Consider the following 26415-nt stretch of genomic DNA (forward strand, 5'->3'; position numbering starts at 1 on the left):
GGGTTATGGAACTGGAACAGATTAGACGTATTTCCATTGTCGGTTTTCTTGAAAATCTGGGGCATATACCGGTATCCCGTAAAGGAAATGATGTCTGGTTCAGATCCCCTTTCAGAAATGAGAGAACCGCATCCTTCAAGGTGGATACGCAGAGGAATGTCTGGTTTGATTTTGGCCTCGGAAAGGGAGGTGACATCTTCCATCTTGCCGGAGAACTGACCGGAAGTACCGGTTTCATGGAACAGCTGGAGTTCCTTTCAGGGAAATCCGGCATCCTTCCCCTCCGGCCTTTACAGGAACGTAAGAAGATACCCCGCGTTTCCGGATTCGAGGACGTGAAAGTGACGGAACTGAGTCATGAGGCATTGAAAAGTTACCTGAAAGAGAGAGGCATTGATCCGGCCATAGCCGGGAGATTCTGCAAGGAAGTGGCATACGGAATACGGGGCAAACGGTATTTTGCCATAGGCTTCATGAACCGGAGCGGCGGCTATGAACTCCGTAACCCGATGTTCAAGGGATGCATCTCTCCCAAGGACATTTCCTGTGTGTCCCTGTCCGGAAAGAAACAGAATACGTGCTGTGTGTTTGAAGGATTTGTGGATTTCCTTTCGGCATTGGTATTGCGGATTGTGAAGGACGAGGACTGCCTGGTGCTGAACTCTGTATCCAATCTGGAACGGTCGTATGCCGTTCTGGAGGGTTACGGCAAAATCCTGTGCTTTCTTGACCGTGACCGGGCCGGGATTACCGCACTGGAGACTTTGAACATACATTTCGGGAATAAGGTTATGGACTGTTCCGGTCTGTATGATGGATTTAAGGACTTGAATGAATATCTGACAAAAACAAGGGAAAACAAATGAAGACAGAAAAGAATATGAGAAAAGGATTTGGGCTGGCAGGCAAGATTGCCATGTTCTGCATAGGTCTGGTCAGTCTTGTACTGACCTCGTGCGAATCCGAGCTGGAAATCCAGCAAAGTTATCCGTTTAACGTGGAAACAATGCCGGTTCCAAAGGAACTGAACAGGAATGAGACGGCGGAAATACGATGTGAACTCAAAAGTGAGGGCGATTTTGACGGTACGGTCTATACAATCCGTTATTTCCAGTATGACGGGGAAGGTTCCCTGAAACTGGACAACGGTCTTGAATTCAAGCCGAATGACCGTTATCTGCTGGAGGACCGGAAGTTCAGGCTGTATTATACTTCACTATGTGACGAGGCGCAGAACTTCATTGTCGTTGTCGAGGACAACTGGGGAAACATGACGGAAATGGAATTTGACTTCAACGATGCAGGTGATGAAGAAACAGGTACTGTGGAAGATTCTTTGTCAGTTCAGGAAGGAGGTGCCTTATAATAACCGTAAGACTTCTAAGGTCAGTACTGCCGTTGGTGGTACTGGCCATGACGGTAACTTCCTTGCGTGCACAGGAGAATGTGGAAGGCTCACAGTGGGAAACGGCTGTCAGGTGTATCAAGAAGTTCGAAGGATGGCATGGTCCGGAACATCATCCTTATGTCGCATACGGTCACCGTATCAGAAAAGGGGAAAAGTTTCCCGTCAGGCTGACAGAAAGTGAGGGAGACAGTATTCTGAGAAAGGACCTGAAGGAAATGTGTGCATTGTTCCGTCACCTGGGAAAGGATTCACTTTTGGTTGCGTGTCTGGCATACCAAGTGGGACCATATAAGTTGCTCGGTTATGGCAGGATGCCCAAAAGCACGTTGATAAGGAAACTGGAAGCCGGTAACCGGAACATTTATGTGGACTTCATACGATATTGTCACTATAAGGGAAAGAAAATTTCGTCAATAGAAAGGAGAAGAAAAGAAGAATACAGATTACTGTTTGTGCCATAGAAACAAGACAGCCGTGAATTTATCATGATTCACGGCTGTCTTGTTATAATATCCTGTCTAAAAAAAGTGACAGGGGATAAATGAACCGGTTATACTGTTTCAGAGCATCCATATCCAGCTTCATGTTTTTGTAAGGATTTGAATCGTCCGTATAGAAATAGATGTCTGTTGTCTGGTTACCATTTTTTATAATTTTCCCGTTCAATGGTATCGCGTCCACATCCTCGAACTTTTCAAGGGGAAGGCCTTCAATAGAACCGGTTTCCTGTTTGCCGAGACTATTTGTATAGTGATTGAACAGTACAAATCCTTTTCGGGCATAATCAATGTGAATGCCGTACGGACGGTTGCGGTAAAAGTTTTCTCTGGCTTTTTCCTGATAATTTTCCATTATAATACCGGTTTGACAATTTCAATCTTCAATCCGAGTGCATCAATGATACGGCAGAACGTACTGATACCCGGATCTACAATACCTTTTTCTATTCTGGAGATATAGGACTTGTTGGTCCCGATTTTTTTAGCCAGTTCGGACTGGGTCATCTTTTCCTTCTTTCTGGCATCACATATAATCTGTCCCATGCAGTAGGCGTATGCCTCCTTACGGAACTCCTCACGTTCAGGTGTTCCCGGCTTGCCGAATTCCGCATCCATGATAGCATCGATGCTGGTCAGGTTTTCATTTTTTGTTTTCATAATACTCCTCCTTTATCTTTAATGCCTTTTCTATTTCGGAAGGCGGTGTCTTCTGTGTCTTTTTCTGAAATCCGTTGAACAGGATTACGATGTTCCCGTCATCAAATATGAAGAATACCCGGAAGATGTTGCCTCCATATTCAGCACGGATTTCATATAGCTCTTCACGCAGATACTTTACGAACTTGCTGCTTACCCTTTCCTGAACTTTCAGCATATCAAGAATATAGTATATCTTGCGGGCTTCCTCTTTTCTAATGGATGATATGAAGTCCGTGAAATAATTCTTGTAGGCTGATATGGTCCGTTCCTGTTTCATGCAGCAAAGATATAAAAAGTTTACATATCAGGCAACCTTGAAAGATAAAAAAGATTTTATGCTTTATTACCCAGGTCTGTGAAGTTGATGCAACCCGTTACTATGAAATCCTCTTTTCCGTAGTCAGCCAGTGATTTCAAATCAGAGAGGCTTTTACAGTAGAAAAATATCGTATTATCATATTCTTCAGGTATATCAGTAATTGCGATGTTTACGTATTCAGTATTAAGACTGTCTTTCCATATAATCTCGCACTCTGCAAGTTCAGGTTTTCTCCCGTATCTTTCGACAAATCTCTTGAAACCGTTTTCCATATCTTTTTTTACGGCTTCTATGTCGCAGAGAATGGTATAATTGTCACACTTCTCACACCATCCATATAGGAATGACTCATCATCATAATTATAGAACTGTTTTGTATTCGGATTGATGAAGGCATTGCATATTACATGATTTCCTCCACATTTGCAACATATAACATTCTCTTCCAGTCCTGTATTTTTTATCCGAAAGGTGTTTGTTATGGCCTCCAGTATCTCGTTAAGCCATACCGGATTGGCCAGAGCCGCCTCATGGCGGCTTGTTACCTTGTAATTTTCTCCGGTTATCTTATCATGGACTTCAAGTGTGATTCCTTTTCCGACAGCAGTTACCTTGTGTACCGAGCATTCGCACGGATCACCCATCTTGTCAAACCAGATTACGTAAACCGGATTGTCATTGTCTGTCAGTATTACTTCGGAAACCGAGTTTACCTTCATCAGTGCAAGTATCCTGCCGATGATTTCATCGCACAGGTTTTCAATTCTTTTTTGGAAAATATTCATATTCAGATAAGATTTAGATGTTGGACTTCTTTTTTGTATTTCTCCAGTGAAGGCTTGTATCCCTGTTCATGGATAACGTCCTTCAGCTCTTTCAGGGTATATGTCCGGGCTACGTCCAGTCCGTAGTCTTCCGCAAAGGCTTCTATTCCGGTCAGACAATACCCCATATTGCGGTGTACCGTTTCTGCATTGATTTCCATCGAATCATCTGTTCCTTTGGGGAGTACAGCCTGCTCCTTCAATTGACGGATCTTGTATTGCAGGCCGGAGGCGAGCCTTTCCATGTTCCTGTCATGGTAGGTCAGTCCGTCCTTGCGGATACAGTATTCCACTGTCTGCCCCATGAAAGAGTTGCGGAATATTTCGCAACCCCGTATGGTACGGATATGTTCCACCTCATAATACCGCATGGCCTGTACATCCTTCAAATCCTTTTGAATCTTCGGAATCCGGAATTGCGGGTCGTTGTCACATATTGTCTTTTCCAGCCATGTCCGGTGGAATGTGGTAATCTGTTTTCTGAACACTGTCTTGGCAGGCATATATCGGTTGGGATGGCGTGTCATAATGAGATAGTATTCACTTTCATGCCATCCGCGTTTACATTTTTGCAGGGCAACGTAAGTGAGTCCTATACGGCAGTATCGGCGGCTGTCATTACGATCTCTGATATGCTCGAAATCCGTTTCACATCCATAGAATTCGGCCGGAAGTCCTGTATATTTCTGGAACTCCATGACACGCTCCTTGAAATAACGGATATTATCCTGGTCTTTTTGACATAACAGCCTGGACATTTCAGGTGTGATGAATTCCATCCGCAGATAATGGAAGAATTGCGGCTTCTCCTTGAGAACCTTCTCGGCAAGTTTTCTGGTCTGTAGTTTTTTCGGCAGTTGAGGAAACCAATACATGCTGTTTCCGTGTTCGGTGAAATATTCCACAAGTTCCCTGTTCCAGCGTTCCGATGTAATATCCGGATAGAACGAATCCCTTCTGGCCAGTGCCATACAGACCTCTTTCGTCATCAGGTTCGGCTCAAGATGGAAGTTGTAACTGTTGATATCTCTCTTTACTTCAAGTGTATGAATAAGTCTTTCCGGTGTCCGGAACCGTCCGGGAAGTTTGTTAAACAGGTTAGGTTCCAGCTCCATTGCTTTGTCAGCCATGGCATCATCCGCATGTTTGGAGAACCACTCGTAATGTCCGTATGAATCGAAAATGTCGTGCAGGTTGCCTGTCTTGTGACAGATGGCCTTCCATACGGTGTCATAGTCAAGCCAGCATGTATCCACTTCCTTGATACAGCGTATGGCCCATTCCTTGTAGTATGCTGCCTGTTTGAAACATTTAGGCATCATTTTGTCGATAGTCATGGTTGCGATACGTCCGTCATGGATCAGTTCTTTCCAAAGTCTGAAATCCTTGGCTTGTCGCGGAACGAAAGAAAGCATGACGCTTGTTTCATATAAGAACTGCTGTTCATACCTCTCTGAACAGTACCGGTAACCTCCGTTTTGCTGTACGTCACGGTAAAGGGAGTATATTGCATCACGGACTGTTCCGTTGTTCCATGAGGATGAAGGTATCAGATACAGGTAGTGCATGAAATTCCTGTGTGCGAACAGCGATTCAAGTATGTCACTGTTCCTGTATTTTTCCGGTATGTCAGGAAAATTACTCTTTTCGGCCTTTATTGCCCTTAGACAAATCTGGCGGTTACGTTTTTCTTCAGGTATCTTCGAAAGCTGCCAGGAACGCCATCCGTAATCATCTGTTTTGAATATACTGTCAAGTATTTCAGAAGTAATATATTTCTCCGGCAGATAGTTGACCAGTTCCGGACGGTGTTCGGCTGCGGCCAGTTCAACCATTTCCATGGTGATGAATTTGTCCGGCATATAGGATATAGCCTTTGTCATATTGATTTCTTTCATGATTCCAGTTTTTTAGGTTTGATGACTTTTATAAGTTGTGTTTTGCGGAATACATATACCGTTTTCCCTTTTTCACTGACTCTTTTGGGAAGGCTTTTCCAGGTATCCCATCCGTTGACAATTTCCGGAGTGAATTCCAGTTTTCCCGTTTCGCCGATTACGGCAAAGGAAAGTCCTTTGTCCAGAGGGGAAGGCGTATGGTCCTTGTCGGGAACAAAGACAGAAAATTCAGGATTGCTGATTTCATAGATTTTTCCTTCATAGCCCAGAAACCATCTGCCATTTTCATACAGGTAAGTCCAGTCACCGAGCAGGAAGAACTTTTCCTTGCCGGATATTTCCTTTGCTTCGTGAATGGGATTCCCATTATTCAAAGGCCAACAGCTTGTCTTGTTTTCATTTGATGAGAGGCTGCCTCCCAGATGGAGCAGGTTTCCCAAAGCGAGCAGTTTTCTCACCCTGTCTTCCGTACGGTAGAATGTCCTGAGTATTCTTCCGCAGTTTTCAAAATCCCCTTTTTCAAAAACGGTGATGTACCGTATTCCTTCCGGCAGGGACATTCCGATGTAAGTGTTTTCATCATTTGTCATAGTCGTATATTTTTATATGATTGTTTATGAATGGGATTCTTTGTCATTCCAAGTCTCTTGCGCGGACTGGATTATAGGGACAGGACTGTACCAGGTAATTGGTATTTCTGCCCTGAGTCTGACTGTGCTGTCTGAAACATTCGATGTCATCTTCCTCCAGTTTCAGTTTTCTTCTGTTCTTTTGCAGGAAGTCTGCTGCCTTTTCTATGGAAGAGAAGACCGCCTTTGGCTCGAATGAACTGTATTCGTGCCATGCGTTGCAGCTGAAAAGGATATACATTTCAGCCTTTATTCTGTTACTTGCTGCCATATCTTATCTGATTATTACAGTTAATAAAATACAAAGCCCGATTCCGCTGGTGACGGAACCGGGCCTGTCGTATTTCGGTTTCAGGTTCTAATTCTGGTTATATGAAAGCAGGAAATCGGCCATTGCTCCGTTCTGTGGAATCATGGCAGGAAAATCAGTCTTTCCAGGCTTGTAGATTTCTGTCGCTACATTGTAGACATCCCACGCTGTAATGCGTGGCTGTTCAAGTGAGAGTTTGAGCAGTTCTTCCGTAAACACGGAAATCTGTCCCTGGTTAAGCGGATAGGTATCCACCTGTGATGCCAGTCTTTTGTCTGCACTGTCATGGGATACACGCAGAGCCGTCAGCATACCGATAATCATGTATAATTCACCGGGTGTCAACACCTTTTCCTTGAGCCTTTGGATTCGGCTTCTGTCCGCATCCATGTCACGCTCAAAATTGCGCATCCAGTCATCCACCTTCCCGAACAGTTCCTCGGTAGTCACCTTGTCCTTGCCGTAGTTGGCAACGCTTCGTTCGGGTGAAAGGATACACTGGTTGTGGCAGATACGTACGCAGGGACCTATTGCCGCCTGGATACCGTCCTGATGGTAGGCTACCACGAGTGTGGTTGTCAGTTCGTCGGTATCCCCGTTCAGAATACGGATTGTTGTGAAGATTCTGCGCAGTACATGTGCCTCTACCGCCTTCTCTCCATAGGTCTGTTCCACCTGTGGCAGGATGACCACTCCGGGCTGTGTCCGGTTCTTGTTCTGGGCGGCGAAGATTTCCTCCACCTCGTAGTTCAGGTTGTGACGGCGGCAGATGTCCGTCATGCGCTGGATGACCTGGTAGTGGTAGATTCCCCTGACCGGATTGCCGTAGATGTCGTTCTCCTTGTAGGTACGCTGTAGTGTTTCAAGGTCCATTACTTCGATTCCGTTGTTCTGGAAATCAAACTGTCTCTGATTGTTCAATGTTGCTAAAGCTTCCATAATTATATTTTTTAAATGGTTGGTAATTATTTGTCCAATAGGTTGATGATACGGACTGCCTCTTTGAAGCGTCCGATATTTTCCGGAAGAGGATTCCTGTATTCCTCTTCCTTCATGCGTCTTATAGAAGGTATTCCCGTCAAGGGCAGAGCCTGGTTGACTTTCCATCCGTCGGTGAATGCCTTCGGCTGGAGACTGTCATGACAGATCACTTCCCCGACACATCCGTGGACGAGCATGTTGCATACGGTCATCATGCAGCAGGTCCGGCTGATGTCTTCTCCGACCAGGTAGTTTCCCGGATTGTGCGCATGGTATGCCAGCAGGAGTCTTCCGCTTCCGCATGTAGGGTCTCCCATCCTCTGTCCGGTCTCTTTTTTACCTGCCGCGCACATGACCATGAGTTCACAGATATGTGACGGCGTGAAGAACTGTCCGTTTGCCTGCTGTCCCGGTTTTGAGCAGTAAGCCATGTGGAGTTCACCGAAAGCGTCGAACCAGCCCGACCTGCCGATCTGCCTCTGCATGATACGTGTCCATTCGGCTGTCATTTCCATGAACGAGGCGTTTTGCTGACGCTTGTATTTCCAGTTGCTTATTGGCGGTGCTCCAGGAGAGAAGCCGTGGATGATGAAACGCAGCAGGTCGTTGAATACGGTCTGTATTTCATAGCTGCATGAGGAGGCAAAGCCTGTGATGAGCCTGTCGAGCGGCCTGACTTCGTTGGAGATTTCATATCGTGCCATATTCCTTTATTTTATAATTGGTTATAGACTGTCGTTGATTCTGTATACTGTTACGGTATGGTTTTCATTGTCTGTGTGGATTCTGACCGGACCGTATCCCATGAATTTCATGCGGATTTGTCCGTGCTGTCCCATACCGTTCCACTGCTCACGTGATATTTCCTTAATATCCATGCGGTATCCCCAAAGTACAAGAGAGTCAGGCAGGATTCCCTTGTAGAGTCTGCCTTTCAGGATTGCGGCCAGCTCGTCCAGCTCGCTCCGGCTGTACAGCGTGAATGAATCGCTGCGGAAGGTGTATTCGCCTGTCCTTTCCCTGTCCCGGTGTTTCATGATATGATAGCGGAACCAGTTACGGGTGGTGTAACCGTCATATAACGGATTCGGTTCTCTGTATTCCCATTTCCTGACCGGAGCGTCGAATCTGAGACTGCCCGTATTGCTGCGTTTCCCGAATCCCCATGTCCTGAATATGCGGATTTCAGTACCTGCGGGTTTCATGTTCCGGATATTGACCTGCGTCCAGGGGCTTCCGGTGGTATCATAGGCGGCTTTTCCCATGTCATCGAAACAGAATACCGTTTCCGGTATCAGGCATATATCCGCATATTTGCCTGTTATCCGTTCTATATGAGCTTTTCCGAAATAGTCACCAGAACGTGTGACAAATTCAACGCTGTCTCCTTCTGTCGGGCACATCTGCCTGCTTCGGACATTCTCAATCAGTTCCAGCATACGGTTCACTTTCCGTACTTCCTTTTCTGTAATGGGATACCCGAAGTCACCGTTTGCCAGTTCAAGACTGTCAAGGTCATATCGTATCTTTGTATTCATCCTGTTCTCCTCCTGTTTTGTGTATAGCGTTCAACCTGTCGGGTGACCATATCACAGAATTTCTGGCCGTTTTCTTCCTCACCCCTGAAATAGGCGGCCATCATCAGCAGGTTCTTGTTGTAATAATGCACCCATTTGTCATGGAAATGTGCGCCGGGAACCTGTCCGAATGTTTCCTGAAACAGTTCCAGGGTCAGATCCTCGTCCTGTCTCCTGTTGTATTCCCATATTGCCAGAAGCAGCATGTCATTGTAATTCAGTCTCATATTGCGTTGGTATTTGAAATGGCCATTATGATGTTGCAGCAACCGATTTCCCGGACATTCTCCTTCAACTTTCCGTTGTTTACCAGTCTGTCGTATGCCTCATGCACAAACCTGTATGCAGGCGAATCATATCCGATACCGTGCAGATGTGATGTCGTCGCCACATTTATCCGTGATGCCATCATGGAAAGTATGTCCTCTTTCCCTGCCCGGCGGTTGCTGAAGGCATCCAGTATATTCCGGTGGATGCACGTTCCGTATCTGGCACGGTAATATTCCATTTCTTCTTCATCGGTGAAGGAATACACCTCTTCCGCTATCGTATCCTTTACAAGACGGAATGTACGGCCTCCTTTTTTCAGTATGGCTGTAATCTGTGGAATATGCAGTGTTTCACAGTAGCCGCTTATTTCCATCGGATGCACGTACAGGCGTGTCTTTCCTTTTACAAGATACATGGCCTGTGATGTACAGCCGGTTATGTCCGTGTCGAATCCCTCTCCATGAAATTTCTCTTTTATTTCCTTGTAGAATGCGTCCGTTTTCTCATGGGAAAGACCTTTTCCCCATTCATATCCGCTTTCCAGACTGAAAAGCAGATGGAAGAGGGTTGTCCGCCCGGTCTTGCTTTCCCAGTAGCCGTAAAGGTCGGCCGTGCCGGATTTCGGTCCGAACCTGTATCCGTCCGGAGTATAGCTTTCCATCACTTCCAGGAGTGAGTTCATGAAATTTTCCGATTCTTCCGAATTCCACCATTCTGACGTATCGTCATCCATGGCATAAGCCGGTATATGGTTCATAACCTGCAGGTATTCCGGAGTTTCTTTCAGAATGTCCAGCATCCTTATGACGGCTTCCTTCCTTTGTCTGATGGAGAACAGTTCTGTTCCGGTCTCCGCGTGAAGCCTGTTCTGTGTCTTCTGGTCTGTAATCATGACTTCTGATATTTATTGTTATACATTGTCTGCCTGTAAGGTACAGGCATTCTTATTTCTTGTTGTCCCTGTTGTCTGTTTGCCCGCATCCCTGCAAGGCTTGGCGGAAAAAAATACCGGAGCGAAGCGAGGATGATTTTTTTCCAGACAACCAGCCCGGCAGGGCCGCCTTGCGGGAGTTGCGCGGCAAACAGCTATTTTTGCAGCAAGAAATGAGGATGCGTGATTGTTTTTTATGATAGACTGAAAATGACTACATTTGCAGATGAAATATCTATTGTAATATGACAAAGGCAGAGCTTGTTAAAGAAATATCTCAGACTACAGGTACAGATTCAGTCACGATTCTGTCTGTAATAGAAAGTTTTATGTCAGAAGTAAAGTCTTCACTGGAGCGAGGAGATGAGGTGACCCTTCGCAGTTTCGGAACTTTCTGCTTGAAACATCGTGCGGAAAAGGTTGCACGTAACCTGTCATTGAATACGTCAATGGTTATACCGGAACATGATATACCATCATTCAAGCCATCCACTGAATTTTTGAAAAGACTGAAATGAAACTTATTTTATATTCAGCAGATTTAAGTACGGAACTTGAGCTGGCTTTTGCTGACCAGGGAATTCGTGCAGGTTTTCCTTCTCCAGCCCAGGATGCAATGACAGAAAGTATTGATTTGAACAAGGAACTTGTCAGACATCCTGCAACGACATTTTACGCCCGGGCCGTAGGTGATTCCATGCTCGGGTGCGGTATTGATGACGGTGACTTGTTAATTATAGACAAGGGACTGGAGCCGGGAGACGGCGACATTGTGGTAGCCTATATCGATGGAGAGTTTACTTTAAAAAGAGTCCGATTGGAACCTGATGGAAGTTGTTTGTGGCTGATGCCTGAAAATGACTCCTATCATCCCATTAAGGTAACGGAAGAAAATGATTTTATCGTATGGGGAGTGTTGACTTATAACATCAAGTGCCAGAAAAACAAAAAACACAGATAGTATGGTGGCTCTCGTTGACTGTAACAATTTCTATTGTTCCTGTGAACGGGTTTTTAATCCCGATTTGCGGACTGTTCCCGTTGTTGTCCTGAGCAACAATGACGGCTGTGTGGTTGCACGCAGCAATGAAGCAAAAGCATTGGGCATTCAGATGGGGACACCGCTGTTTCAGATTCGGGATATGTTAGAAAAGAATAGAGTGGCTGTATTCAGTTCAAATTATTCCCTTTATGGTGATATGAGTCGCAGGGTTATGTTGCTTTTGTCGGAATATGCTTCTGAATTGACCCAGTATTCCATAGATGAAGCATTTCTAGACCTGAACGGCATTTGTAAAGATGATAGCCTTCATGCATACGGGAAGAAAGTAGTCCGTGCAGTTACCAAAGGAACCGGAATACCGGTAACAATGGGTATATCCTATACTAAAACCTTAGCGAAGGTTGCAAGCCGCTTCGGGAAAAAATATAAGGGATATGAAGGCGTGTGTATCATAGATTCTGAAGAGAAGAGAGAAAAAGCCCTACGACAGACAGATATAGGTGATGTTTGGGGCATCGGATTCAGGAATAGGAAAAAATTGAACTATTATGGCATCCGTTCAGCATGGGATTTTACACAGAAATCTGAAAGATGGGTCAGACAGATTCTTACAATAACCGGTGTGAGGACATGGCGTGAATTGCGCGGAGAAAATTGTATTGAAATTGAGAACCTTGCAGAAAAGCAGAGTATCTGTACAAGCCGTAGTTTTGCCGATGCTGGCATAGCCAGTCTTGATGTACTTGAAGAGGCTGTTGCAAATTTTGCTTCCTCTTGTGTACGTAAGCTCAGAGAACAAGGAAGCTGTTGTAGGGCAGTTACATTGTTTGCTTATACGAGCAGATTTCGTCAGGACTTACCAAGTTTGTCCGTCAACAGAACATTCTATCTGCCTGTACCTTCCAATAGTTCTCAGGAGATTATCGGAACTGTAGTAAAAGGTTTACGAAATGAGTGGAGGAATGATAAAATATATCATTTTAAAAAGGCTGGTGTTATCTTATGGAATATTTGTCCAGATTCAGCAATACAGACCGATCTCTTTGATAAGATTGACAGGAACAGGCTGAAAAGACTGGAAGATACCATTGAAGCAATCAATCGGAAAAACGGTCATAATACGGTAAAAATAGCTGTTCTTGGAAATGGCAAAGGATGGAATTTGAAATGTGAGCATATTTCCAAACAATACACTACCAACTTGAAAGATATTATTGATGTTAAGTTGAAGTGAAGGCGGAAATAGATTATCCATTCCCGCCTTTTTCTTTTTTAATTATGTATGTATGCTCCATCCGTGGAAACGTTCCATGGTGACTGCAAAGGATTCGTCCGGATTTCCATGATACAGCAGTCCTCCAACTATGCCTGTATTCCCGTCCGGATAACGTTCGCGGAATCCGAACGAATACGGCGCATGGTCGTAATAAAGTTCGATTTCGCATGGACGGTTATCGTTCTTTTCCCATTGCTTGAGACGTTCAAGACAGTTTTCCAGTGTCTTGTCATTGATGGATTTTGCATACTGTACGACCTTGTCGTAATGCTCTTGTGAACAGCAGATTTTCATATCGTTTGAATTTATTGGTTAGTAAATGTTTTTTCAGTCAATCCAGAAAGTACCGCAATGAGGGCATCTGCATCCGGCTGGATATTCATTAGAATATCTCACGTCACGATGGCGTTTGTAGTTCATGTCACCGAAGGTGCATTTCCCGCTTCGGAATGTCTGCTCATAAGCGGCTTCCTGTTTCTTGTATTCAGCCATCCGGCTTTTTCGGACCGATCCGGTAAAAGGTATCATGCCCGTTTCCCATTTTGTGGAATCACACCAGTCATTGGTCATTCCGCAGACTTCATTTGCATAGGAATAGTGTACCTGTGAATCGACAAACAGGTTCTCCCTTCGGAAAGGGAAGGTGATGTCCAGCGGAATGCGTACATGATGTCCGGAACCGTTCCGGCTGTCGGCAATGGCGACCACTACATTCCCGTGGAAACGGATGCTCTTGAAATCGTTCTCAGGGTCTTTGCTGATGAGCCTGTCAAACATGGCGTTGAAGTAGATGCGCAGTTCTCCGCCGTATGTGGCATTCCCTACCAGTTCTTCAATCTTCTCGTCAAACTGCCCCTTTTTCAGATGCAGTGCGCGGCGTACCTTATGGCAGGCCATGGCGACCGATTCTCCCCGCAGTGAACAGCCGGTCAGATATCCGCTGATTTCCACTCCGAGCGAATAGAAGAAATTAGTGACGGACGAGTTGCGTATCAGATCCTTTACCGGGTCGGAATCGTTCCGGTCGTAGATAAGTTCCCTGATTTCATCTTCATGATCTTCAAACTCTCCGGCAAGATTGTCCGTTTCCATATTCTTTCTTGTCTCTTCCAGATAGTCGTGCATGTTTGAGCCTTCCTGCTCCTCATACCATTCGTATGCCTTTTCATAGAGCTTTTCCATATTGTTGGAACGGACGCATTCCTCCTGGATATCTTCATGCTCATCAAGGTCATCCCGATAATCCACATAGTAAAGACTCACATATTGTGGAATATAGTCTGTAAGTTGTAATGTCTGGTTCATGATTCCTGGTTTTAAGAGTTATACAAACGAAAAAGCCCTGCTTGTCGTGCAGGGCCTGATTCTTGTGGAACCGTTGCCTTTGGAATGTCTGTTTGTATGGTATCTCCATGTCTCAAGCAGATAATCCTTGGTTCCCTTGATACTTCCGTGTACCATGCATCCTTTTTCATCGTACAGGTAGCAGGTGTTAAGGAGAACCGGTATGCCGTCATGCACCTTGTACATGTGCAGTTCAATATCATTCTTTATGGCGGCAGACTTTTCCTTTTCCACTTTTCTGTGTATGGCTTTCCTGACCTCCCCGATATGTGGGGAGGTATAGCCGATTATTTCCGAATGGAATGCAAACTGATATTTTTCCATAACACTTTGTCCGTATTAGAATTCTGATATAAGTTCATCTTCATAGACCTCAAGTTCAAGACCGCTCCCGACAATCCTGACCAGCCAGCGGCATTCCAGTCTTTCCATCAGTTCGACGGCACGGTATCCCTTATAGGGACGTTTCAGAAATACAATGTCTCCGGTTTTCATATTTGTTCCTCCTTTTTATTGTGCATGGATTGTTTCTATCAGTTCTGCATCCGTAAGATGGCGCAGTTCCTGTGTGGAGCAGAACAGGCAGATGCCATCCAGCAGTTCATTTGCCGCAGCATCCAGGTTCCGTACTCCTTCGATCAGAGATTCTTCCAGTTCCTTGCTTGAAACAAGATATATTCCGTGAATGTCTTGAACAGTTCTCAAAGGGAAACGTCTTTCCTGATAGATGATGTCCTTTATCATGTCATCCTGTGGTGGCAGTTTGGCGCTGATTGTCTTGAACTGTTCGGGTGCGAGTTCCTTCAACCTGTCAGGATTGAAGCGGAACATTCTGAATCCCTGATATTCAAATCCGGCAGGTTCTGCTATTCTGTTAATGGTCAGGAAATCATGCACATGTCTGTTGCAGTCCCGGTTGTCCACATAGGCATGGAACGGGGGAAGGGAATTGAGGTTGACGGTGATGTCCGTGTAGGATTCCCAGCATTCCGGATTCTCTTTAGACCGGGATTCAAGTCCTACATACAGATTGTCATTGTCGATATAACTGTTCAGGACGAGTCTGACCTCAATGTGTTCAGCCGGATCTGTGGCTGTTTTCCAGTATAGAGTGTTCGATTTGTTCATACTTGTATTGTTTTTATGAGGGAATACGGCAGTTATTCTACCGCATTCCCCCGAATGTTATGATTTGATATTTATTTGTTCCTGTGCCGATTCCTTTTTCACGGTCCTCAATCTTTTTAGGAGATACAGGAAATATTCACGGTCATAGATCCGAAAAAGAAATTCCTCTGATGTTTCCTTGATGTGTCCGATGAAAGTTGCGGATTCCCTGCCGGGAGGATATTGAAAGAAATGTCCGTCGGAAACAAGAGTGAGCTTCTTTCCTGATACATGGTCTATCAGTTCGTCCGGAGTTGCGTAATGTCCTTTTCCTTTATAGAACTGATAATGGTTCCGGCGAAGACTTTTCAGGGTATTCGCCATGTCCGTCCTTGCTTGTCTGGAATCTGATTGGATGACAAGGTTGCAGATGAATACAGGCTGTTTCCCGTCCACTGAAAAATAATAGGGAATGAATCTGGTTCCGGTTGTGACCGTTTTGCTTGTTTCCTCTTTTGAGATTACGGCTTTCCGGTTGATGATTGTCATGTACATGTCTATTTCGTTATCCAGTTGAATTTGCGGTGTGTATGCCGGTCTCATGCCTTTAAAGTAACGGCTTTCTCTGGTGAAACAGAAAATATATACACTGTTGTAATTGTAATCTCCGGCAAAGAATGAATCCTGCTTCATACGGAGTGGACGTCCTACGTGTAACAGGTCATAATATTCACCTTCTGTAATTTCTTTGAACGGTGCACATAATGATTGGAGATACAGGCGGTTCATCTTGTCAATCCTTTTGGAAGTGACGACTGTCAGATACGGGTTATTCTCCTGTGTGCGCAGTTCTTCAAGAGTCTCTCCCCCATGGTCACTTCGGACTCCATCGGTCATACAAGTCAGGCATGTTCCGTTGTAGTATCGTGAATCGATTACATATCTCAATCGGTCTTTCATGGCTTATAGGTTTTGAAGGTTCAACACTCTTTTGACTGCATATACGGCATTCTGTGTAAGCTGCCGTTGCCATGCCTTATATTTTGGCGACCATTTGAAACCGTATGATTTCAGTTCCTTTCGCTTCTGGTCGTCCGGAATACTGTCAAACAGGATTTGCAGGCGGTCTGCCTCATAGTTCCATACCAGCGTTCCACCTTCAAATTTCAGTTCACGGTTTTCCCGTTCTCTGATTTCCTGAAGTTTCAGTCTGGCCTGGCGTGCCATTTCCGGCAGTTGGAAGAAACGGTTTCGTGGAGTGATAATCGGTTTTTTGCATTGTGCATTGAAGTCTGTAATGAAGTCCACCGCTTTCTGTACGATTTCCACTTCTCCTTTTCCCGCATAGGTGCTTACTTTATTAAGGATACTGCTGACAAACAAGGCACGGCTGTATCCTCTTGCTTTACCGGTATCAATATCATGAATGGTCTGTGCGCTGCTTGCAATGTCACGCTTCAGACGGTTCCATGCCTCTTCCTGCTTCTGTTCTTCCGGTTTGGCAGCCTCTTTCATCCTTTCCATGGCAGCCTTGAAGCGGTTACGCCAGTCATGAAATTCATCAAATCTGTTCTGGTATGCATCCAAGGCCTTGTTGTTGCGCTGGCAGTTGAATTTGGCAGGGCCTGTCACCATCGGACTGGCACATCGTGAGAGACTGCCCAGCAAGGCAGAGAACTTGCTATGGTATGCACTGACATACTCGTTCTGCTTTTCTTCCGGAATCTGTTTCAGATCCTCTACAAGTTGTTTTTCATATTGCATGATGTCTGTTTCCGCCCTTGCTTCAGGTTCGAAGGAACTCCATCTATATGCGTTGTATGCAGCATCAAGCAGGTCTTCCAGATAGCCGGGATACAGGAATTCCACAGCTTCCCATTTTTCAAATTCATTTGGATGCAGTTCTGTTTCCCCGTCTGCCGCTTCGATTGTGTGTACATAGGACCCCATTCCCGTACAGCGTTTACGGAAATGAAAAAGGACGGCTTCGTCATCCGTCCCTTGTTCTCTGATTTTCTTCACTCGGTAAGCATTCTTTCTTGTCAACGTGATAACCGTCTGTTTTCCGGTCTTGTCCTTCATGAGGTCTGCTACTGTACCTTCACATACCTTCTTTCCAACTTCTTCAGTCATATTCTTTTATTTAAATTAGACATGACCGGCTCCGTGGAGCCAGTATTTCAATTTCTTACTGGCCCGGCTGTTCTTTGCCAATGACCGGTGCAAGGCTTGGCGGAAAAAAATACCGGAGCGAAGCGAGGATGATTTTTTTCCAGCCAACCAGCCCGACAGGGCTGCCTTGCACAGTCAGTGGCAAAGGGCGATATTTGCTGTAAGAAATGAAATAATGGGATATTATGCTGGATGATATTTTATAGTAAAGCATGTTCTTTGTACCTTATAGCAAGTTTGATTTTTTGCATTATTTAAGAATATGGGCCCTTAATGTGGAGTATAGACTTGTTCTGTAATATGAAAATAAACTAATATGAATAAAAGAAAAATGAAGCTTAGTATTTTTCTTTTATTAGTTGTAGACATGTTGTAGCGGGAAAAATGTTGTAGATTTGTTGTAGGAATCAAAAAAAAGGAGTTAAGATGTTTATCTTAACTCCTTGATTTTCAGCAGTCGGGATGACTGGATTCGAACCAGCGACCACACGCCCCCCAGACGCGTACTCTACCGGGCTGAGCTACATCCCGAATTGCGGGTGCAAATGTACGGCTTTATTTTAAAATAGCAAATATTTATAGTGCTTTTTTTATTGAATGAACCTATATTTTGCAGTTTCAAGGCTTTCGGTCAACGTGTCCTGCTCTCTTTTTACTTGTATGCCTGCTTCGCAAGGCAATGGCTTTGAGCGGGCAGGCATACTTTGAATGAAGTTATTGCAGGTTTAGGCTGTTTCTTACGGAAGTGATAGCCGGACTTTCGGGCGTTACGGATTTCCGGGTACAATAATCGAATTCCGCAGATTTTTCGCCGCTAAATGATTTCCACTTCAGTTTCAATTTAACGGTCTTGCCTTCTGTATCAGGCAGGGCATCCAACTTGAAAGCAACCAGTCCGTCCGCATACCTGCCGTAAATGTCGCCCTTGGCATTGTGGCGGAATTCTACTTCATACGGGTTTTCCGGATTCTCGCTCAGCAGCAGATTGACAAAGTGCTTTGTTTGATAGTCTCCTTGCTGAGTTCTAAAGCGAAGGGTCAGATAACCGTCTTCTGCGATGGTTACCCAATCGTTCACTATTTCCACCGGGTCGGTGCCGTATACGGTATCGTTCTCTTCACCCAAATCCGGGGCGATGGGTTTGGTAAGGATACTGTCTATCCAGTTTATATGTACAGCTTGGGTGTAGATATCGCTGGGCTCGTCCACTTCCTTGTAGTTTACTAAAGCGCGGACTTCCTTCTCGCCGTAGGGAGATTTCGTCATGTTGGTAGGCAGCAGAGTGGTCTTGTCATCCAATTGCAGAAAGACTGTCTGGTCTGCATCGGTCTTTACCGTTACCAGGGCATTGGGGAATCTCATGGCATAATTATCATCGTCGTCCAGGCACGATTGGAGGCTTAAGGAGCTGATGGTTGCAATAGCGATTAAAATTTTCTTGTTAAAGATTGACTTCATTTTCATAGTGTACTCTTTTAAATTAAACATTTGGAATAGGTCTTGCTTTTATAGAAATAGCATATTTGCGAAAACCCTGCATGCAGCATTGTTAATTAATGATAAGAGCCGGAGTAAGCTGGTGCGGAATATTATTCCCCGATACATGAAAGATATTTGTATATCAGGTGGAATATGATTACCTTTGCTGTATGAGATGCACATCTCGCGTGTGTTGAGATGTATGTCTCGAACTGCATGAGATGTGCATCTCGTGCATGTTGGGGAATAGCTGTCCGGCCGTATGGAAACTGGCTTTCTGTTTAGGGGAAGTAACCTTCGGGTGGGGTGTCAGCAGTCTGGTTGCAGTAAGAAACATTATGTTCATTGTGAAAAGAGTATGAGTATAGTCTATTTGGTTCGAAAGAAGGTTTTCCGCACGGCAGAAGGGGTGAAGCAACTCTATTATGCTGTGCAGCGTGTGTTACAGCGGCGTGGAGGTGTGACGGCAGAGCTGCTGGCGCAGCGTATGGCATCCAGAAAAGGGATGAGTTCGGGAGACGTGCAGAGTGTATTGATAGATTTGCCGAAGTTTATAGAGGAAGCGCTGATGGAGGGAGAGTCGGTGACCATTAAGGGGCTGGGTTCCTTCCATGTGGCGGTGACGAGTGACGGGTTTGAGCATCCCGACGATGTGATGCCGGGCAAGGTACGCTTATCCCGTGTCTATTTTCGTCCGGATAAGTCGCTGGTGGCGAGGCTGAACAGCGGGATGGATTTCTACCGTTATCCGCTTAGCCGATATTTCCCTCACGATATGTTGCGACCGGAAACGCTGCGAAAGGAGCGGGCCGAGGGAAAGACGGGAATTCCGGATGAAGACCCAGTTGGGATGGAAAATGATACGGAGGACTTTTCGGGGGAGGAGTGAGCGATGAATGTGGAAGAATTCAGAGAATACTGTCTCTCCTTGCCGCGAGTGAGCGAGAAGATGCCTTTTCCTAATGTGGCCGACAGATACAGCCGCGATGTGCTTTGCTTTTATGTGGGCGACAAGTGGTTCTGCTTTGTCAATATCGAAGTGTTCGACTTCTGCTGCATCAAGTGCCGCCCGGAGGAATCAACGGAGCTGCGGGCAAGGTACGAGGGGGTGAAGCCGGGGTGGCACATGAACAAGAAGTATTGGAACAGTGTGTATTTTAATCAGGATGTACCGGACAGCATTATCCGAGAACTGGTGGCACGCTCCTATCGGCTGGTTGTGGAGAGCCTGCCGAAGAGGGAGCGGGAGCGTTATACCCCCATGCACTCCCTATAAAAGTCGAACATTTCGAAGATAGTCTCCTTGTCTGCCGTCTGGTTGAGACAGATGTCACCCACTTCTTTCAATAGGGTGAAGTTGATGACTCCGGCGGTATTCTTCTTGTCATGCTTCATCAGTTCGTACAGCTGGTGGTACTGTTTGCAGTTGAAGGTGAAGCTGCCATAATTCTCTTTGACGAATTGGATGGTCTGGCGCATCTTGTCCTTCGGGAATCCGGTCTTTATATAAGAAAGGTAGAGTTCGCAGACCAGCCCCCATGCCACTGCATAGCCGTGCAGCACCGGACGCCTTTCGGCAAGGGCGAGGCTTTCGAAGGCGTGTCCCACGGTGTGCCCCAGGTTCAAGGCTTTGCGGATGCCATGTTCCAGTGGGTCCTCTTCTACGATGCGTTCCTTTACCTGCACGGAACGTCCTACCATGGACTTCAGCAAGGCATAATCTATCTTCTCCGTATCGAAGGCCAGCAGTTCCGCCAGATGTTCCGGGGTACTGATGAGGCCGTGCTTCAGCATCTCCGCATAGCCGGAGAAGAAGTTATGGGCATCGAGGCTGCGCAGGAACTCGGTTTCCAGCAGCACGCAGGCGGCAGGAGCAAAGACGCCGATTTCATTCTTCAGACCGTTGAAGTTGATGCCCGTCTTGCCTCCCACGGAAGCGTCGACCATGGCGAGCAGCGTAGTGGGAACGTTGATGTAGGCGATGCCCCGCTTGAAGGTGGAAGCGGCAAAACCGCCAAGGTCGGTCACCATGCCACCGCCCAGATTGATGAGCAGGGAGTGGCGGCTGGCCCCTTTCTCACTCAGGGCTTGCCATACGGCAGCCAGCGTTTCCATATTCTTGTGCACATCTTCTGCCCCGATAATAATCTCTTCCGCTTCTTCCAGGGCGGGGATACCGTCCAGATGCGGGCGGCAGAGGCGGTGGGTATGCTCGTCGGTAAGGATGAAAAGCTTGTCATGGGGACACTTCGCTATGGCATGCGTCAGGCTGTTTGCCAGTCCTTCGCAAAGGATTACTTCTTGTTTACTCATCTTGTTAATTACAAATTACGAATTACCAATTACTGATGTTACGGATTATGAAGGAAAGGGAGCCTTCTTCATTATATTGTGGCACAAAGATAGCTCTTTTGGCAATAAAACGTTATCTTTGTCCCGCGAAATTCTATGGGTGGCAAGGTGTTTCCGTCATCTGCCTCCCGCTATTTGTAATTAGTAATTTGTAATTGATTGATAGAAATGAGAGCATTACTTCCCGTTTATTGCCGTCCGTTGGGTTATTTCATCATAGCTCTGGCGTTGTTCCTTCCTTTCATATTCCTATTGTGGGGAAAAGTGACAGATGCCAACTTGCTGTTTTACAAGGAATGCTCCAAACTCCTGATGATGATGGGGGCACTGATGATAATCTTTGCCTTGACGAAGAACGAGAATAAGGAGATAGAGCAGGTGCGCAACAAGTCCACGCGCAATGCCATCTTTCTGACCGTTCTTTTTATCTTCGGCGGTATGCTCTACCGGGTGGCGCAGGGTGACCTCCTTTCGGTCGATTCTTCTTCTTTTCTCATATTTCTTATATTGAATGTGCTTTGCTTGGAATTTGGTATAAAGAAAGCGACAGTTGATAGATTATTTAAGCGGAATAGTCGATAAATAAAGCAAATCGTCATGTGGGGCATTAAACCTTTTGCCCGGAAGTCTGTCAAATGAAACAGTGAATAAAAGGCATTGTTCATTTAGAATAGACAAAGAATAGACACATGAAGAAAATTATCACGGGGATGGCGTTGCTGTTGGTAACAACGCTGTCTGCATTTTCACAGACCAAAAACATTACGGTATCGGGCCGTGTCGTGGAGGACACCAAGGAGCCTGCGATACAAGCTACCGTGCAGTTGCTTTTGTTGCCAGACAGTGTTCAGGCATCGGGTACGGCCACTACGGCACAAGGTTATTTCACTCTTCCCAAAGTCAGTGCGGGTAAATACGTGCTGAAGGTTTCCTACATCGGATTCAAGAGCCAGTACATCCCTTTACACCTTTATGCTACGACAACTGCCAAGAACGTGGGTACACTGACATTGGAAACGGATGCGGTGATGCTGGCCGAGGCTGTGGTTACGGCAGAAGCGCCGCAAGTGCAGGTGGTGGAAGATACACTGGTATATACTTCATCTGCCTATCGTACCCCCGAGGGAGCCATGCTCGAGGAGTTGGTGAAGAAGCTGCCCGGTGCGGAGATTGACGACGAGGGTAATGTGAAAATCAACGGTAAGGACTTGTCGAAGATTATGGTCGACGGCAAGGAGTTCTTCGGTGGAGACGTAAAGACCGGTTTGAAGAACCTGCCGGTAGATATGATAGAGAAGCTGAAAACCTACGATAAGAAGTCCGATTTGGCACGTATCACCGGTATTGACGACGGTGAGGAGGAGACGGTGCTCGACCTGACCGTAAAGAAAGGCATGAACCAGGGTTGGTTCGGTAATGCCGACGTGGCCGGAGGGACGGAAGACCGCTATATGGGCCGCTTTATGCTGAACCGCTTCGTGGACAAAACCCAGGTGTCGGTAGTGGGTTCTGCCAATAACGTGAACGACCAGGGCTTTTCGGGTGGTGGCGGTCCTCCGCGCTGGCGCAGGAACAACGGACTTACTGCAACGAAAATGCTGGGTGTGAACTTCGCTACCCAAACCGATAAGCTGGAACTGGGCGGTAGTGCACGCTACAACTATCAGGATGGGGATATTGCAAGTATCGGTTCTACCGAGGACTTTCTGCCGGACGGCAACTCTTACTCCAACTCGAACAGCAGGCAACGTAACAAAGCCAAGAATTTCAATGCCGATTTCCGTATGGAGTGGAAGCCGGACTCGATGACGAATATCATTTTCCGTCCCAACTTCTCGTACGGCAAAACGGACAATCTCTCCAATTCTGAGAGCGGTACGTTCAATTCCGACCCTTACAGTCTGGTGAGTGACCCCAATAACTGGCTGAATCTGGAGAAGATTTTTAATCCGGACGATGACCCGTTGAGGAGTATCCGTATAAATGCTATCAACAGCGGTTCGCTGAGCGACAACAAGAGTGTGTCTACGGATGCAACCTTGCAGTTGAACAGAAAGCTGAATGACAAAGGACGCAATGTCACGTTCCGTGGAAGATTCGGTTATACCAATAATGACAACAACCAGTATACGGAGTCGGAAACACATTACTTCCAGTTACTGAATGCTTTGGGAGGAGACTCCATCTTGGTTCGTAACCAGTACATCACTACTCCTACCAAGAACTACAATTACAGTGCACAGCTGACTTACAGCGAACCGATAGCCCGCGCCACTTTCTTGCAATTCAGCTATCAGTTCCAGTACAAGTATAGCGAGAGCGACAAGACGACGTATGATTTGCAGGGCTTTCCGGATTGGGGATTGTCAACCCAGCTTCCCACGGGATATGAAGAGCATGCGGTGGATAGTCTGGGTAAGTATGCGGAATACCGCTACTACAACCACGATGCATCCGTGTCTTTGCGCTTTATCCGCGAGAAGTATCAGTTGAGCGCAGGTATGTCGTTCCAGCCGCAGCATTCTGTATTGTCCTATAAGCGCGGCGACTATATGATTGATACCACCCGCAATGTGTTCAACTTCGCTCCGAACCTGGACTTGCGCATCCGTTTCTCCAAGGTGAGCCAGCTGCGTATGACATACCGCGGGCGTAGCAGCCAACCGAGTATGGAGAATCTGTTGCCGATTGTGGACAACTCCAATCCGCAGAATGTACGTATCGGTAATCCGGGCTTGAAGCCTTCCTTCACGCACAACATGCGATTCTTCTATAATACGTATAATGCCGAAAAGCAGCGCGGTATTATGTCGCACGTCAACTTCTCGGCAACGCAGAATAGCATCAGCAATAGCCGTGTGTACAATTCGGAGACTGGTGGATGGACTACAACTCCGAAGAATATCAACGGTAATTGGAATGCGTTCGGCATGTTTGGCTTCAATACGGCACTGCCCAATAAGAAGTATACCATCAACTCCTTCTCCAATGCCAACTATCAGAACAATGTGGCTTATCTGACGTCCGGTAAGGGAGCAGATGCCGTGGAACGGAAGAATACAACCACCAACCTGACGCTGGGCGAACGTCTGAATGCCGCCTATCGTAATGACTGGTTTGAATTCGGCTTGAACGGAAGCATCTCCTATTCAATAGAGAAGGATAAACTGACGCCTGACAATAATCAGGAGCCCTATACCTTCTCCTACGGTGCCAATACGCAGATTTCCATGCCGTGGAACATGACGCTCTCTACCAACATTGCCAACCAGAGCCGTCGAGGATATACGGACAGCAGTATGAACCGTAACGAGCTTATCTGGAATGCACAGTTGTCGCAGACTTTCCTGAAAGGGAATGCCACCGTCAGCTTCGAGATGTACGACATTCTGAAGAAGCAGAGTAACATCAGCCGTTCGCTGACTGCAAGCGGCCGCTCGGTGTACGAATATAACGGCGTGAACAGCTATTGCATGCTTCACTTCATCTATCGTCTGAATATTTTCGGCAGCAAGGCCGCCCGCGATAAGATGCAGGGCAGACGCGGCTTCGGCGGTCCGGGCTTCGGTCCGGGTCATGGTCCTGGCGGTTTCGGAGGACGCAGGCCGTTCTAAAGCGGAGGGGATCAGCCCCCTAATCAGCTTGTCATTCTGATACACTCTCAATTCTGTGGCAGGTTTCTTTTTGATTATTTTTCAGACGCGGATGACGCAGATAAGAATATTAAAAATCTGCGTCATCTGCGTCATCCGCGTCAAAGCGATAGCAAGTATAAGTTTTCAGACAAGTTGGGGGAAGAGGGACTTTTATGTTAATCTCTGTAATCTTCGGTGAAAGTTTCTGTGTTTTTCCTACATTTGTTTCACACTTAATTGTCTGTGAACATGCTTGATTGGAACTTCATTGCCAGCCAGATTGCTACGATAGCCTTCGACATTGTTTATTTCGGTGCCATCATCGGAACGATTGTCGTCATTATCCTCGACAACCGCAATCCGGTGAAAACCATGGCATGGATACTGATACTGATGTTCCTTCCCATCGTGGGGCTGGTGTTTTACTTCTTCTTCGGGCGTAGTCAGCGCCGTGTGCGCATGATAGGGAAGAAGAGTTACAGCCGCTTGTTGAAGAAACCTATGGCGGAATATCTGGCGCAGGACTCATGTGCGCTTCCCATCAATTACAGTCGTCTCATATCCTTGTTCCGTAATACCAACCAGGCTTTCCCCTTCGATGGAAACCGGGTGGAAGCCTATACCCTGGGGCTCTCCATGCTGCAATCCCTGCTGCGCGAACTGGGGAAAGCAACGAAGCATATCCACATGGAATTCTATATCTTTGAGGACGATGCCATTGGGCGCTTGGTGCGTGATGTCCTGATGGAAAAGGCGCGTGCCGGGGTAGAGGTACGTGTGATTTATGATGATGTGGGTTGCTGGCATGTTCCCAACCGTTTTTTTGAAGAGATGCGCGAGGCCGGTATCGAGGTACGCAGCTTTCTGAAGGTACGTTTTCCGCTTTTCACCAGTAAGGTGAACTATCGTAATCATCGGAAAATAGTTGTCATTGACGGGCGCATCGGCTTTGTGGGGGGGATGAATCTTGCCGAACGCTATATGCGCGGATTCTCATGGGGCATCTGGCGGGACACACATCTGCTGTTGGAGGGCAAGGCTGTTCACGGATTGCAGACCGCCTTCCTACTCGATTGGTACTTTGTGGACCGTACACTGATTACGTCTACCCGCTATTTCCCGAAAATAGAAAACTGCGGTACTTCCTTGGCGCAGATTGTAACGAGTGAGCCCGTAGGCCCATGGAAAGACATTATGCAGGGACTTGTCATATCCATTTCCAGCGCAAAGAAATATTTCTATATCCAGACTCCCTACTTCCTGCCCACCGAAGCCGTACTTGTTGCTATGCAGACAGCCGCCTTGTCAGGTGTCGATGTGCGTCTGATGTTGCCCATGCGTGCTGATAACCGCTTGACGCATCTGGGTTCCTGCTCTTATCTGGCAGATGTGCTCTATTCGGGAGTCAAGGTCTATTTCTATAAGAAAGGCTTCTTGCACTCCAAACTGATGGTTTCGGATGATGAGTTGTCCACGGTAGGCTCTACGAATGTGGATTTCCGCAGTTTTGAACATAACTTTGAGGTGAATGCCTTCATCTATGACACAGAAACAGCGCTTCAGATGCGCGAAATCTTCCTTCAAGACCAGCGCGACTGCGTACAAGTATTCCTGAAGAACTGGGTGAAGCGCCCCTGGTATCGTAAGGCTGCAGAGAGTGTGGTGCGGCTGATGGCGCCGCTGTTATAATGAAGAATGATG

The 26415-nt window shown here is 46.3% G+C and carries 32 protein-coding genes and 1 tRNA gene; 11 read left to right on the forward strand and 22 right to left on the reverse strand.

Annotation, left to right across the window (positions count from 1 at the left end; translation table 11 throughout):
* The first annotated feature begins 5 nt into the window (after positions 1–5).
* Genes DW039_RS02520 through DW039_RS02530 form a run of 3 tightly spaced genes read left to right on the forward strand, consistent with a single transcriptional unit; the run spans position 6 to position 1869 of the window.
* Positions 6–866 (forward strand): toprim domain-containing protein, encoded by an 861-nt coding sequence (locus DW039_RS02520; protein WP_120381670.1) that lies wholly within the window; start codon positions 6–8, stop codon positions 864–866.
* Positions 863–1366 (forward strand): DUF3872 domain-containing protein, encoded by a 504-nt coding sequence (locus DW039_RS02525; RefSeq protein ID WP_120381671.1) that lies wholly within the window; start codon positions 863–865, stop codon positions 1364–1366. The genes DW039_RS02520 and DW039_RS02525 overlap by 4 nt, the downstream gene beginning before the upstream one ends.
* A gap of 47 nt (positions 1367–1413) precedes the next feature.
* Positions 1414–1869 (forward strand): glycoside hydrolase family protein, encoded by a 456-nt coding sequence (locus tag DW039_RS02530; RefSeq protein WP_120381721.1) that lies wholly within the window; start codon positions 1414–1416, stop codon positions 1867–1869.
* A gap of 43 nt (positions 1870–1912) precedes the next feature.
* On the opposite strand, the gene DW039_RS02535 is transcribed toward DW039_RS02530, so the two are convergent.
* The 12 genes from DW039_RS02535 to DW039_RS02590 all read right to left on the reverse strand — a co-directional run bounded on the left by DW039_RS02535 (position 1913) and on the right by DW039_RS02590 (position 10307).
* Positions 1913–2260 carry a hypothetical protein gene (locus tag DW039_RS02535; protein WP_007560866.1) on the reverse strand — a complete coding sequence of 116 codons (348 nt, stop codon included), beginning with the start codon at positions 2258–2260 and terminating at the stop codon, positions 1913–1915.
* Positions 2260–2565: a helix-turn-helix domain-containing protein gene (locus tag DW039_RS02540; RefSeq protein ID WP_120381672.1), complete on the reverse strand. Its 306-nt coding sequence runs from the start codon at positions 2563–2565 to the stop codon at positions 2260–2262. Before DW039_RS02540 ends, DW039_RS02535 begins: the two co-directional genes overlap by 1 nt.
* A complete protein-coding gene (locus DW039_RS02545) occupies positions 2549–2884 on the reverse strand; it encodes a type II toxin-antitoxin system RelE/ParE family toxin (protein ID WP_087247662.1) in 336 nt (111 codons plus the stop codon). Before DW039_RS02545 ends, DW039_RS02540 begins: the two co-directional genes overlap by 17 nt.
* Positions 2885–2940: 56 nt before the next feature.
* The gene (locus DW039_RS02550; protein ID WP_120381673.1) at positions 2941–3711 is read right to left on the reverse strand and encodes a hypothetical protein; all 771 of its coding nucleotides are present in this window, start codon (positions 3709–3711) and stop codon (positions 2941–2943) included.
* A 2-nt stretch (positions 3712–3713) separates the two neighbouring features.
* Positions 3714–5648: a hypothetical protein gene (locus DW039_RS02555; protein ID WP_120381674.1), complete on the reverse strand. Its 1935-nt coding sequence runs from the start codon at positions 5646–5648 to the stop codon at positions 3714–3716.
* Positions 5645–6238, reverse strand: a complete 594-nt coding sequence (locus DW039_RS02560) for a hypothetical protein (RefSeq protein WP_004326298.1) — start codon at positions 6236–6238, stop codon at positions 5645–5647. The genes DW039_RS02555 and DW039_RS02560 overlap by 4 nt, the downstream gene beginning before the upstream one ends.
* Before the next feature lie 43 nt (positions 6239–6281).
* Positions 6282–6548, reverse strand: coding sequence for a hypothetical protein (locus tag DW039_RS02565; RefSeq protein WP_022052945.1), 267 nt, complete (start codon positions 6546–6548; stop codon positions 6282–6284).
* An 87-nt stretch (positions 6549–6635) separates the two neighbouring features.
* Positions 6636–7526 carry a hypothetical protein gene (locus DW039_RS02570; protein WP_004326295.1) on the reverse strand — a complete coding sequence of 297 codons (891 nt, stop codon included), beginning with the start codon at positions 7524–7526 and terminating at the stop codon, positions 6636–6638.
* A 26-nt stretch (positions 7527–7552) separates the two neighbouring features.
* Positions 7553–8272, reverse strand: coding sequence for an N-6 DNA methylase (locus DW039_RS02575; protein ID WP_120381675.1), 720 nt, complete (start codon positions 8270–8272; stop codon positions 7553–7555).
* A gap of 21 nt (positions 8273–8293) precedes the next feature.
* Positions 8294–9106, reverse strand: coding sequence for a DUF4121 family protein (locus DW039_RS02580; protein ID WP_120381676.1), 813 nt, complete (start codon positions 9104–9106; stop codon positions 8294–8296).
* The gene (locus DW039_RS02585) at positions 9103–9372 is read right to left on the reverse strand and encodes a hypothetical protein (RefSeq protein WP_022126309.1); all 270 of its coding nucleotides are present in this window, start codon (positions 9370–9372) and stop codon (positions 9103–9105) included. Before DW039_RS02585 ends, DW039_RS02580 begins: the two co-directional genes overlap by 4 nt.
* Positions 9369–10307, reverse strand: a complete 939-nt coding sequence (locus DW039_RS02590) for a hypothetical protein (RefSeq protein ID WP_120381677.1) — start codon at positions 10305–10307, stop codon at positions 9369–9371. The genes DW039_RS02585 and DW039_RS02590 overlap by 4 nt, the downstream gene beginning before the upstream one ends.
* Before the next feature lie 284 nt (positions 10308–10591).
* On the opposite strand from DW039_RS02590, the gene DW039_RS02600 reads away from it, so the two are divergent.
* The 3 genes from DW039_RS02600 to DW039_RS02610 are packed head-to-tail and all read left to right on the forward strand — an operon-like array spanning position 10592 to position 12583.
* Positions 10592–10864 carry an HU family DNA-binding protein gene (locus DW039_RS02600; protein WP_013619016.1) on the forward strand — a complete coding sequence of 91 codons (273 nt, stop codon included), beginning with the start codon at positions 10592–10594 and terminating at the stop codon, positions 10862–10864.
* Complete coding sequence (locus tag DW039_RS02605) at positions 10861–11307, forward strand: LexA family transcriptional regulator (RefSeq protein WP_013619015.1); 447 nt, start codon at positions 10861–10863, stop codon at positions 11305–11307. Before DW039_RS02600 ends, DW039_RS02605 begins: the two co-directional genes overlap by 4 nt.
* Position 11308: 1 nt before the next feature.
* A complete protein-coding gene (locus DW039_RS02610; RefSeq protein WP_013619014.1) occupies positions 11309–12583 on the forward strand; it encodes a Y-family DNA polymerase in 1275 nt (424 codons plus the stop codon).
* 42 nt (positions 12584–12625) lie between these two features.
* Here the strand turns inward: DW039_RS02610 and DW039_RS02615 are convergent, their stop codons facing one another.
* The 9 genes from DW039_RS02615 to DW039_RS02650 form a co-directional block, all read right to left on the reverse strand.
* The gene (locus DW039_RS02615) at positions 12626–12919 is read right to left on the reverse strand and encodes a DUF4120 family protein (RefSeq protein ID WP_013619013.1); all 294 of its coding nucleotides are present in this window, start codon (positions 12917–12919) and stop codon (positions 12626–12628) included.
* 33 nt (positions 12920–12952) lie between these two features.
* Complete coding sequence (locus tag DW039_RS02620) at positions 12953–13930, reverse strand: hypothetical protein (RefSeq protein ID WP_120381679.1); 978 nt, start codon at positions 13928–13930, stop codon at positions 12953–12955.
* A gap of 18 nt (positions 13931–13948) precedes the next feature.
* Entirely contained in the window at positions 13949–14293 is a 345-nt protein-coding gene (locus DW039_RS02625; RefSeq protein ID WP_120381680.1) for a hypothetical protein, read from the reverse strand.
* Between the two features lie 15 nt (positions 14294–14308).
* Complete coding sequence (locus DW039_RS20860; protein WP_165853093.1) at positions 14309–14464, reverse strand: hypothetical protein; 156 nt, start codon at positions 14462–14464, stop codon at positions 14309–14311.
* Between the two features lie 15 nt (positions 14465–14479).
* Positions 14480–15097, reverse strand: coding sequence for a DUF4313 domain-containing protein (locus DW039_RS02630; RefSeq protein ID WP_120381681.1), 618 nt, complete (start codon positions 15095–15097; stop codon positions 14480–14482).
* 57 nt (positions 15098–15154) lie between these two features.
* Positions 15155–16036: a hypothetical protein gene (locus DW039_RS02635; RefSeq protein ID WP_013619009.1), complete on the reverse strand. Its 882-nt coding sequence runs from the start codon at positions 16034–16036 to the stop codon at positions 15155–15157.
* Between the two features lie 3 nt (positions 16037–16039).
* Complete coding sequence (locus DW039_RS02640; RefSeq protein WP_120381682.1) at positions 16040–17209, reverse strand: hypothetical protein; 1170 nt, start codon at positions 17207–17209, stop codon at positions 16040–16042.
* Between the two features lie 496 nt (positions 17210–17705).
* Positions 17706–17779 (reverse strand) — tRNA-Pro (locus DW039_RS02645).
* 183 nt (positions 17780–17962) lie between these two features.
* Entirely contained in the window at positions 17963–18712 is a 750-nt protein-coding gene (locus DW039_RS02650; RefSeq protein WP_008665687.1) for a NigD-like protein, read from the reverse strand.
* Between the two features lie 373 nt (positions 18713–19085).
* Here DW039_RS02650 and DW039_RS02655 point away from each other — a divergent pair, with 373 nt between their 5' ends.
* Both DW039_RS02655 and DW039_RS02660 read left to right on the forward strand, forming a co-directional pair.
* Complete coding sequence (locus DW039_RS02655; RefSeq protein ID WP_008665685.1) at positions 19086–19616, forward strand: HU family DNA-binding protein; 531 nt, start codon at positions 19086–19088, stop codon at positions 19614–19616.
* 3 nt (positions 19617–19619) lie between these two features.
* Positions 19620–20003, forward strand: a complete 384-nt coding sequence (locus DW039_RS02660; RefSeq protein WP_120381683.1) for an MmcQ/YjbR family DNA-binding protein — start codon at positions 19620–19622, stop codon at positions 20001–20003.
* Here DW039_RS02660 and aroB read toward each other — a convergent pair.
* Positions 19979–21040 (reverse strand): 3-dehydroquinate synthase, encoded by a 1062-nt coding sequence (aroB, locus tag DW039_RS02665; protein WP_120381684.1) that lies wholly within the window; start codon positions 21038–21040, stop codon positions 19979–19981. The two genes, DW039_RS02660 and aroB, sit on opposite strands and share 25 nt — an antisense overlap.
* A 207-nt stretch (positions 21041–21247) precedes the next feature.
* On the opposite strand from aroB, the gene DW039_RS02670 reads away from it, so the two are divergent.
* The 3 genes from DW039_RS02670 to cls all read left to right on the forward strand — a co-directional run bounded on the left by DW039_RS02670 (position 21248) and on the right by cls (position 26403).
* On the forward strand, positions 21248–21661 hold the full coding sequence (locus DW039_RS02670; protein ID WP_005824079.1) for a hypothetical protein: 414 nt from the start codon (positions 21248–21250) through the stop codon (positions 21659–21661).
* Between the two features lie 107 nt (positions 21662–21768).
* Positions 21769–24693 (forward strand): TonB-dependent receptor, encoded by a 2925-nt coding sequence (locus DW039_RS02675; protein ID WP_117588674.1) that lies wholly within the window; start codon positions 21769–21771, stop codon positions 24691–24693.
* A 270-nt stretch (positions 24694–24963) separates the two neighbouring features.
* Positions 24964–26403, forward strand: coding sequence for a cardiolipin synthase (gene cls, locus DW039_RS02680; protein WP_005824073.1), 1440 nt, complete (start codon positions 24964–24966; stop codon positions 26401–26403).
* Positions 26404–26415 lie beyond the last annotated feature (12 nt).

This window comes from Bacteroides sp. AF39-16AC (assembly GCF_003602735.1).
Taxonomy (GTDB): Bacteria; Bacteroidota; Bacteroidia; order Bacteroidales; family Bacteroidaceae; genus Bacteroides; species Bacteroides uniformis.